Source organism: Pseudomonas sp. NPDC078700, from assembly GCF_044542375.1.
Classification (GTDB): domain Bacteria; phylum Pseudomonadota; class Gammaproteobacteria; order Pseudomonadales; family Pseudomonadaceae; genus Aquipseudomonas.
Genome location: NZ_JBITUI010000006.1, coordinates 143,688 through 152,279, shown reverse-complemented (window position 1 = coordinate 152,279; position 8,592 = coordinate 143,688). Strand labels below are relative to the sequence as shown.

The following is an 8,592-nucleotide window of genomic DNA, read 5'->3' as shown; positions in this document are numbered from 1 at the left end:
AACCAGGCATTAACATCTCAACGATCAGGCAGGGCCTCCAAGGGTTCAAATGAGTGTATATTCAGCACATTAACCAGGCGATCAACAGCAGCGGCGTAATCAACCGCTGCGTCCCACCTATCAAATTCAGCATTGCGTAATGACAACTTAGATTGATGCAAATCTTGTTCAACCGTCACAAGATCGTTAACGCTTCGACGGCTTAATTTGTATTCATCCAAATAGACGCTGCGTGCATGCTGGGCGATCCCAACTTGACGGACACTGACGCGGTAACGGCTACGCGCACCGTTATAATTAGCCTGCGCGGTAGCGGCGCGAGTCATGGCATCAAACTTCGCCGTATTAATACCTTCATCCGCTGCCCGCTTGGCATCCACGGCTTGAGCAATACGCGCAGACACGGCACCACCGGTATACAGCGGTACATCCAGATTTAAATAAATTTGATTATCCCAGTAGGGATCGTTGCTGTTTTGATAACGGGTGCGGCCTGCTTGTAATTGTATGGTTGGCAGGTAACCCGCTTTATTTTTTTCAATAGCCTTGGCAGCAGCCTCGGCTTCGACCCTGGCTTTTTTTACCGCCGCGATCGCTGAATAATCAATGGCTGCCACGTGCATTGTTTGTCCATTCAAGGCCTGTGGCGGTTCTGCAAAAGTCGCAGCGCGCACACCTGTCAGCACTTCAAGCTGAGCAATAGCCGTTTCGCGTTGGGTGGTAAATTGTTCAGCCTGTGCCTGCAGGCTGGCAATACGTGACTGCGCTTGAAGATAATCAGAACGTGAGCTGAGCCCACTGTTAGCGCGAATCTTCGCAATACGCTCGACAACCTGTAGAGACTTAACGCCTTGTTCCGCCACACGTTTAAGCGCCGCGTAACGTTTGATCAACAGATAGGTTTTTGCGGTACGACTGGCCACATCGCCCAGGGTTTGTTGCAAGCTATAGATATAGCCCTGCTTAATATCTTGCTGTTGCAAAATAGTGTTTTGGGTCTTGCCGAAGTCATAAACCAACTGCGTCAATGTAAGCCCATAACGTGTATCGTTATAGCGGTTATCTTGACGAGATGAGTTACCGCTTGATCCACCCAGCCCAGACTGCAAACTTAGTTGGGGGTGCCATGCACTTTTGGCTTCATCAATTAACGCCTGACCAATACCAATTTGCGCAACCATTTGGGCAATAACGGGGTCATGATCAAACGCACGCAATACACAGTCACGCAGCGTAACGGCATTGACATCAATGAAACGGGGTGCCTGAAAGGCTACAGGCTCAGCCATTACCGTGGAAATAAAACCACTGCCACACAAACCAACAAAGACTGTTCGTACCCAACGGCATAGACACAATTCATAGCTTGTCAATTTCAGGCACCGACTAGTGTGCTATCGGTAACATTACCCATGCACACCTTTATTAATTATTAGATTAATAATTCAACGCCTGTACCGTAAGACGACGACCAAGCAATTGAATAATTAATTAGGTGTGAATCAAGGTAGACCCGGCATGATCTAAAAAGATGTAGGAGTATTCCGACCACAGAGCATGAATACTCCTGGCAGGCCACTGAAAACTCTCAGGCATCCAATGCATACCGGTTAATTAACAGTTCCCGTTTCAGGTTACGAAGTGTTAGGCGAGCGATTCACTGGTCGAAGCAATTAGCATAAACCGGCATCTGTGAGGCATATGGGCCAGACGACAACCCTACATTAACGATGAGCGTTGAAGTTATTGAAAAAGGCTACTGAACACAGCTTAAGCGCCCTAAACTCCTGTGCCTTAGCCTCACCCGTAACAATCGAGCCAATTTGATGCTGCTCAATTGTAAGCAATAGTCACTACGGCTTGAGCCTGCACAGTACCCGCTGTAACGGCGTCTTGAGTTTGCAAATACTCGGCCGCGAACGACAAGCTTATGGTGCGCTCGCTGTCGTCTAGGTTACGCAATGGGTAATCACTGCCACCGGCATCGAATACTTGGTTGGGTGCTAAGTGCACTGGGTTACCGTCATTCAGTAGACGTACGCCGAGACCACTAGCGGTTGAGCCCGCCTGCAATCCAAGCGCATCGCTGGCATTGCTGAGGTTTGCCACATCACTGATGCTAAAGCGTGCGTCGGCAGATGCATCGCACTGGAAGTCTAAGGTAAAAGGCGTATTACCTGCAGAGCTGCCGACACCTTTGAACGCAGAGCGAGCGACCTTAGGCAACTGCACCAGAGTATCGGCGTTACTCAGACTGCAGGTTTGGGTGATCACTTTAGCGTTTACCGTCACATTAATTGTACTGCCCGCGCCGTCACGGTTGGCCCACTCGTTTCCGTTGCAACTCAGGTACATGCTGAAGGTAAAACCTCCTGTAGACATGGCATTGGAAGTCTTGACCATGCGAAAATGCAGCGGAACAGACTGATCGCCCGTTCGTATCGCAACGCCGGTGTCGTGCCGGATCTGGCTATCCAGAGGCAGCGATTGACCTGACTCATCAAGGAACTGGTAGCCAATACCGCTGGGCATACCTGCGTAGGTATAGGTATATGGAACACTGGTTTCCATGGGTGTGCCTCCAATCGGATTTAGCGCCCAGCCACCCCCGCCATTACAAGTGGTGCCGTTGTTGGACCACGCTGCAGTGCAATTGATGTTCACCACACCCATGGAGTCCGAGCCCGGGATCACAGAGCCGATTGGCAGATCCTCTGTGACGTCGGTATTCATAACAGTGGACCAGGGCAACTGACCCGAGGTGCAGTTATTGACCTGAGATCCCGCCAGTGCAGACTCAACTGGCACTAGGGTTAATGCCACTACAAGGCTTAGTACCAAGAAAAATAAATTACGGGTCATTACTTAGTCACTTCCATAGGCTTAGAAGCACTCGGCCCTGCCGAGTACCTCTCCTTTAACGATGCGCTTCATATGTTCATCACGGGCAAGCCAATCAACGCTCGTGCCCTATATTTTTTTGGGGGGGGCGAGTATTGGTATTCATTTGATGGCTCTTTTAATTTAGATGGCGGAACCCTGCTAATAGCAGATGCTTGCCGTTCACAGGGCTTAGCGAAGGCGATCATTGAAGGGATCAATCACCCGCTCGCGCAACCAATCGTACCTGCACACGTCAAGCACAACTTAAGGAAGGCTGAGAGTTACGATCGCCTTCGCAGTGTAACGCCCGCTATCTACCGCCTTGCCTGGAAGTTTAGTCGGATACGGCTTGAGGTAGAACGAAGTAGAACTCGCTGCCATGGGCACGTCGACAGAGTTCTCCATACCCAAGCCGATAGGGTTGTCGTCGCCATCGCGCAGACCAACACCAAGCCCCTTGAGGTCGGTCAACAATAGATTTCCCTCTGAGCCCGTTGCGCTTTGGAACATGTAATTGATTGCACCGGTGCTTCCCGTGTTAATGCAGTCAAGACTTAGATCAATAGATTTGGGCGCATAGTCCTTGGGTGGACTGCCTTGAACCAAGGCTGCTTTCTCTGTACTACCCAAATCAATTGTGAACGTATCTCCCGCCCTGAATGTGCACGATGCAAGTGCCTTAATCCTCACATCAGCATGGATATGCGCGAATGGGTAGGACATATCAACAACACCGCTACTATCATTGAGTTGCCAGTAGAGGTTGGCAAGTACCCCTGAAAACTCCACTTCACCAACAATACCCTTGGTAAGCCTAAAGGTTGCCATGCCCCTCCTGCCGGTCGCGACATTCGTGACTGTGCTATAACGCTCAGAACATGTGGACGCACCAGCATTTTTACGTTTTGAGAAGGGCACTTGAAGGTTGCCTGGTCCATACACATAGATGTAAATTTTGGCTTCAAGGTAGTCGTTTAGCTTAATCCAGCCATTCGTTTCCGGCAGATTCGTTGTTGCGGTGAAATAGGAAAAAAAGCTTCCGTTCTGCGGACAGCTACAACGCCCTGTCCCTTGCTGCCCAGAGTCAAAATTTGAATCTATCGTCTGCCCTGCCTGAGTTTCAGTATCTAAATCTAAATCTATCAGGTTGTGGTGCTCCACCACCGGTGCCCCCTCGCATTGCCAATTCGGCAGCTCAGCATTTGCACTGGTCGCCCACCCCATAACAATCACTATGCATAGGTAGGTCCCAATACTTTTGTGGGCCAGTAAAATTATTCGAAAAATGCTGCCATTGCTTTTCATCAGAACGCTCTTTTGTATGAGAAGGTGCAACCCAGCCCATAGAGTGATTGCCTGCCAATAAAACTGAATCGATTAACGAAATAACTACAACGCTCGCCATTAACCTTTTGCACAACTCGCCTCCACCTGTTGATAAGGGCTTGAGTCGGTTTCATCGCCAGGGACCGCATAGTTCAATGTGCAGGATTCTGTAGCGCCCTGCCCCCACACCACCTTCAGCCCTGCATGCTCACCGCGCAGAAAGATCAACCCCCCCTGTCCAACCATGGCGACATCATGGTTTTCAGCATCGACCACACTCGCACCGAACGGGACATGGGGGTTATTCACCCGCAGCAGAAGTGGCTTACCGTTGATTGTGGCGTAGTCGAGTCGCACCACTGCGCCGCGTCGCGGTACAGCGTTTTGCGAGGTGGTTTTCAGCTCCACATCCAATGGCAAACCGCGGGGGCTGATGCCCACAGCGTTACGGCGGTAGGGGGTTAAACCTGCGGTCAGCGCCTCGCCATTGCCATCTAAGTGATTACCTTGCCCATTGTTCAGCTCTGCACCGGGCGCGCCCTCAGCGACGAGCAAAGCCATGGTGTCACCACGTTCAGGACCAAATACCACGCCGCCAGCATGGGCAACTACAGTGCCGGTCGCCGAGCCGGAATACTGTTTATAGTCCTCGCCCTGGCTGTAACTGCCACTGAGTTGGGTGGCAGAGGTTCGGTAACTGAGGTTGCCGCCATAGGTGTTGGTGGAAGTACTGTCATTCTCAGAGCGGTCTGCGTACACACCATAGTTCGCCTCGCCATACTCCCCAGCCGAGCCTGTCAGATTGGCACGCACCGAGCTATTACTGTCATCGTCGTAGGTGGCTGTAGTGGTCAATAGCGGACGACGGGCTCCGGAACCAATAGGAATACTGGCGCTCAGCATGAAGGTGTTGGTGCTTTCTTCATCCTGTATCTCGCGACTCGCTGTAAAATTCATATAGCCCCAGTTGAAGCTTTTGCCGTAGCTCATCTGGAAGGTGGTGCTCGCTTCCTGATCATCCCAGTAGTTACGTGTCAGGCCGGTAAAGTTGAAATCACCGTAATCGCCCAGCGGCTGGCTGACACTCACCTGGAAACGATTACGCTCATGCAGGGATGCCGAATCGACGCTCTCACGCAGGCGGGCGAAGTCACCGAAGCTGAGGAAGTCTTCGCTGGAAAAGCGGTAAGCCGCGAGTGAAAAATTAGTGCGCGTGGCATTCAACAGTTTGCTATAGCTGATCCGGTAGCTTTGCCCGACCATGTCATCCTTGAGCACTGCACCATCAGCATCTCTGACGGGCAGACCCTCAGCCCGAGAAAAGGTCGCGTCAAATGCGACTGCGCCCACTGGCGTGGCAAACGCAGCACCGCCCAAAGCCGAAGAGTAATCGTCGGCAACAATGCCGCCTGTATAGAGGGTCAGCTTGTTGTTGATGCCATGCCGAAAGGTACCCTGAGTAAACTGGGGTTCATCGCTCAAGGTGTCGTCACGATAGTTACCCGCAGCCAGATTGAAACGCGAGGAGCCCGGGCGCAGCATCTGCACAACCGAGGAAAAGGGCACCGTAAACTGTTTTTCACGGCCATCCGCTTCGGTAACTGTAACGTCCAAATCCCCCGCATAGCCGGTGGCATACAGATCATCGATCTGGAAAGGACCCGGTGCCACGGTAGATTCGTAGAGCACATTACCGCCTTGGCGCACAGTCACCTTGGCGTTGGTTTGGGCCGTGCCACGGATTACCGGTGCAAAGCCCCGCTCGCTTTCCGGGAGCATAGAGTCGTCACTGGCGAGTTGCACACCGCTGAAGGGAATGCTTTCAAAGTCATTGCCAGGGGTGAAGTACTCACCCAGCGTCAACTGTGAGCGCAACGCATCGACGTCAGTCTGCAAATAGGTATTCTGCGAACGGTACTGGCCAGACGTATCATCGCTGTCGCGATAGTTGCCGTTGTGGCGCAGACGCCAGCCGGAAATATTGAATCCAGCATTAATATTGGTGTTGTAGTCGGTGGTGGTGTCTGCACCATCACGTTCGTTGCGAAATACGTTGGCGTTGTAACCCAGGATTGCGGCGGTGATGCCTTCATCCCACTCTGTCGGGTCGACATAACCGCGCTTAACGTGTCCTGCATATACCTGAGGAATGCTCAGTATGCCGCTCAGCTCAGCCACGTCCATTTTAAAAGTGGCACCAGGAATCAAGGCCTGTGCTTCGATACAGTCGCTATTGAGTACTCGCTCAAGCTGTTGCTGATCCGGAACTTGATTGAGTCGCGCCCCCCAGCGACGCGCATCGGCAATGGAAAAACACAGGCGCTGCTTCTCGCCCTCACCCATAACCCGAACTTGTTGGCGCAAGCGAGTACCGCCATTGACGCTGATATCCAACATATAGATGCCCGGTGCGACAGCGCCCGCTTGCGAAAACCGTTGTAAGTCTATGTTTCGGCTAATGCCGCGCAAGAACCCACTCTCAAAAACTGGACTGGTCGCCACCGCCGCCGAATCCACCTCTGGTGCAGCCTTCGCATAGGGCATTACAGCCACCGTCAGGTAAATTGACCTGGCCAGTAGACGGAGTGAGTACTTTCCGTGGGCAGCAGGCCGCTCTTCAGCCTGATTACCGAATCCATAGAACAACATGTAAAATTCCAGATCCACGCAGATTCAGCTTCCGGAAACAAACTATTTCCTAAAGCCGCTAGGTCAAACCGATTGAATCTTCCAGGTCAGAACAAGACCGAAGATGAGATCCTCACTTAGGCTGCAGCGTGTAGCGCTGCTCTCGGCTGGCACCGAAATCATCGAGCCATTTCGCCTCGACCTCGCCTGCGCTGGGAGGCGCATTTAAGCCAACAAGTAAAAAGTCCTCGCTGCTGCGCGGTGCAACCATACCGCCAGCATCGACGTTGTAAGTCTTGCTACCAGCTTTCAGGCCAATTTCATTGAAGCTGACGTGATAGGCCGAGTCATTGCGCACTCGCAGGGCAAATCCTTTGCCATTTGGCACAACTGACCAATGCAGATCCTCCACTGAAGCGGTCGGATTACCCGGCAAACCTTCAGGCCGATAGAACAACTTCAAGCGCGTACGAAAGGCCAGTTGCACAACGTTCTGGCCAGCACTGGTGTCAGCCTTTGGCGGCACATCAAGCACGTTAAGCCAAAATACTGACTCACGGTCTTGCGCCAACTCCCCCCCGACATGGGCGATGCGCAAAGCTTGACCTTTGCGTGCCTCCACTCGTACCAATGGCGGCAATACAACAAAAGGTAATTGTTCGACACCGGGCTGCACTGAAGCATCGCCGCTATCAAGCCATGCCTGCACCAGCGCGGGCCGGTCGCTGGCATTGGTTAACCGCACGACAACCTCGCGCTCGGCAGCCGGATAGATAATACGAGTGCCAGTGATCTGCACTGCCGCATTGGCTAGAATCGGCACAAGCAATACGCCGACCAGCAAACAGCGGCCCAGATTTTTCAGAACACCTTGCATAACAACTCCTCACGAATGCCCAGTCGTGGAAGCTCCGCAACTGGGCTATTCATTACTGGTAGTCCAAGCTGTAAACCAGAGCAGTTTCAACTTGACCGGCAGTAGACGCGCCAGTAGCAACATACTGAACGGCATAGTTCAGATCAGCCGTACCATCACCTGCGTCATCAGTAAACGCGACAAAGTTATTGTTGCTGTTGTTACGCAAATCGATTGCAGCACCGGAAGTGTCAGTCACCTGCACCTGAACATTGGTCGCCGGGGTATCTACAGCATTGTTCTGCAGGTAACCAGTTGCCTGATCAACGTTTTGCGCTTCGAAGTAGGCGCGCACACTGCCTGTAGCAGGGCAACCGGTCAGGGACAGGCTTACACTGGTGCTGCCTGCGACATCACCAGCATTTGCCAGGTTAGTCTTTGAAACCGAAGGCAATACCACTGTTGTGTCGCCTGACCCGCCGTTGATGCTGATATCGCATGAAGTATCAACGACCTGACCGCTAATAGTGATAGTACCGTCGGAAGCAAATGCGCCAGCAGCACCGAAGATGGCTATCCCGGCCAATCCGGAAAGCATAAAATTTTTCATGTGGACTCCAACAAGAACTTATAAATGAGAAACGCTTCACTGCAGCACAGTCATAAAGCGACCAGAATGATATCGAGGAGATATCAAACTGGGTGCAAGCTGCCTCTCAACGTCATGTAGGAAATGTCCGCGAACCCCTCGGCCTTTTCCATCTTGTTGTTTCCAAAAGATTTTTATACCAAACCCCATCATTGAGCCAGGCCCCCTCCTGCTCCTCTCCTGTTATCAGGACATTTCCCTGCCCCTTACCCTCTCACCGCTCGACCAGACGACTGAATGCCAACTGCAA

6 protein-coding genes are annotated in these 8,592 nt (G+C 52.1%); all 6 read right to left on the bottom strand.

What is annotated here, in order from left to right:
- Positions 1-17: 17 nt before the first annotated feature.
- Positions 18-1,373, bottom strand: coding sequence for a TolC family outer membrane protein (locus ACIGCM_RS19540; RefSeq protein WP_397503712.1), 1,356 nt, complete (start codon positions 1,371-1,373; stop codon positions 18-20).
- Between the two features lie 460 nt (positions 1,374-1,833).
- On the bottom strand, positions 1,834-2,862 hold the full coding sequence (locus ACIGCM_RS19535) for a fimbrial protein (RefSeq protein WP_397503711.1): 1,029 nt from the start codon (positions 2,860-2,862) through the stop codon (positions 1,834-1,836).
- A gap of 285 nt (positions 2,863-3,147) precedes the next feature.
- Positions 3,148-4,188, bottom strand: coding sequence for a fimbrial protein (locus ACIGCM_RS19530; protein WP_397503710.1), 1,041 nt, complete (start codon positions 4,186-4,188; stop codon positions 3,148-3,150).
- Positions 4,189-4,287: 99 nt separating this feature from the next.
- The gene (locus ACIGCM_RS19525) at positions 4,288-6,858 is read right to left on the bottom strand and encodes a fimbria/pilus outer membrane usher protein (RefSeq protein ID WP_397503709.1); all 2,571 of its coding nucleotides are present in this window, start codon (positions 6,856-6,858) and stop codon (positions 4,288-4,290) included.
- A gap of 112 nt (positions 6,859-6,970) precedes the next feature.
- Positions 6,971-7,714, bottom strand: a complete 744-nt coding sequence (locus tag ACIGCM_RS19520) for a fimbria/pilus periplasmic chaperone (protein WP_397503708.1) — start codon at positions 7,712-7,714, stop codon at positions 6,971-6,973.
- A 52-nt stretch (positions 7,715-7,766) separates the two neighbouring features.
- Positions 7,767-8,303 carry a fimbrial protein gene (locus ACIGCM_RS19515; protein ID WP_397503707.1) on the bottom strand — a complete coding sequence of 179 codons (537 nt, stop codon included), beginning with the start codon at positions 8,301-8,303 and terminating at the stop codon, positions 7,767-7,769.
- Positions 8,304-8,592: the final 289 nt, after the last annotated feature.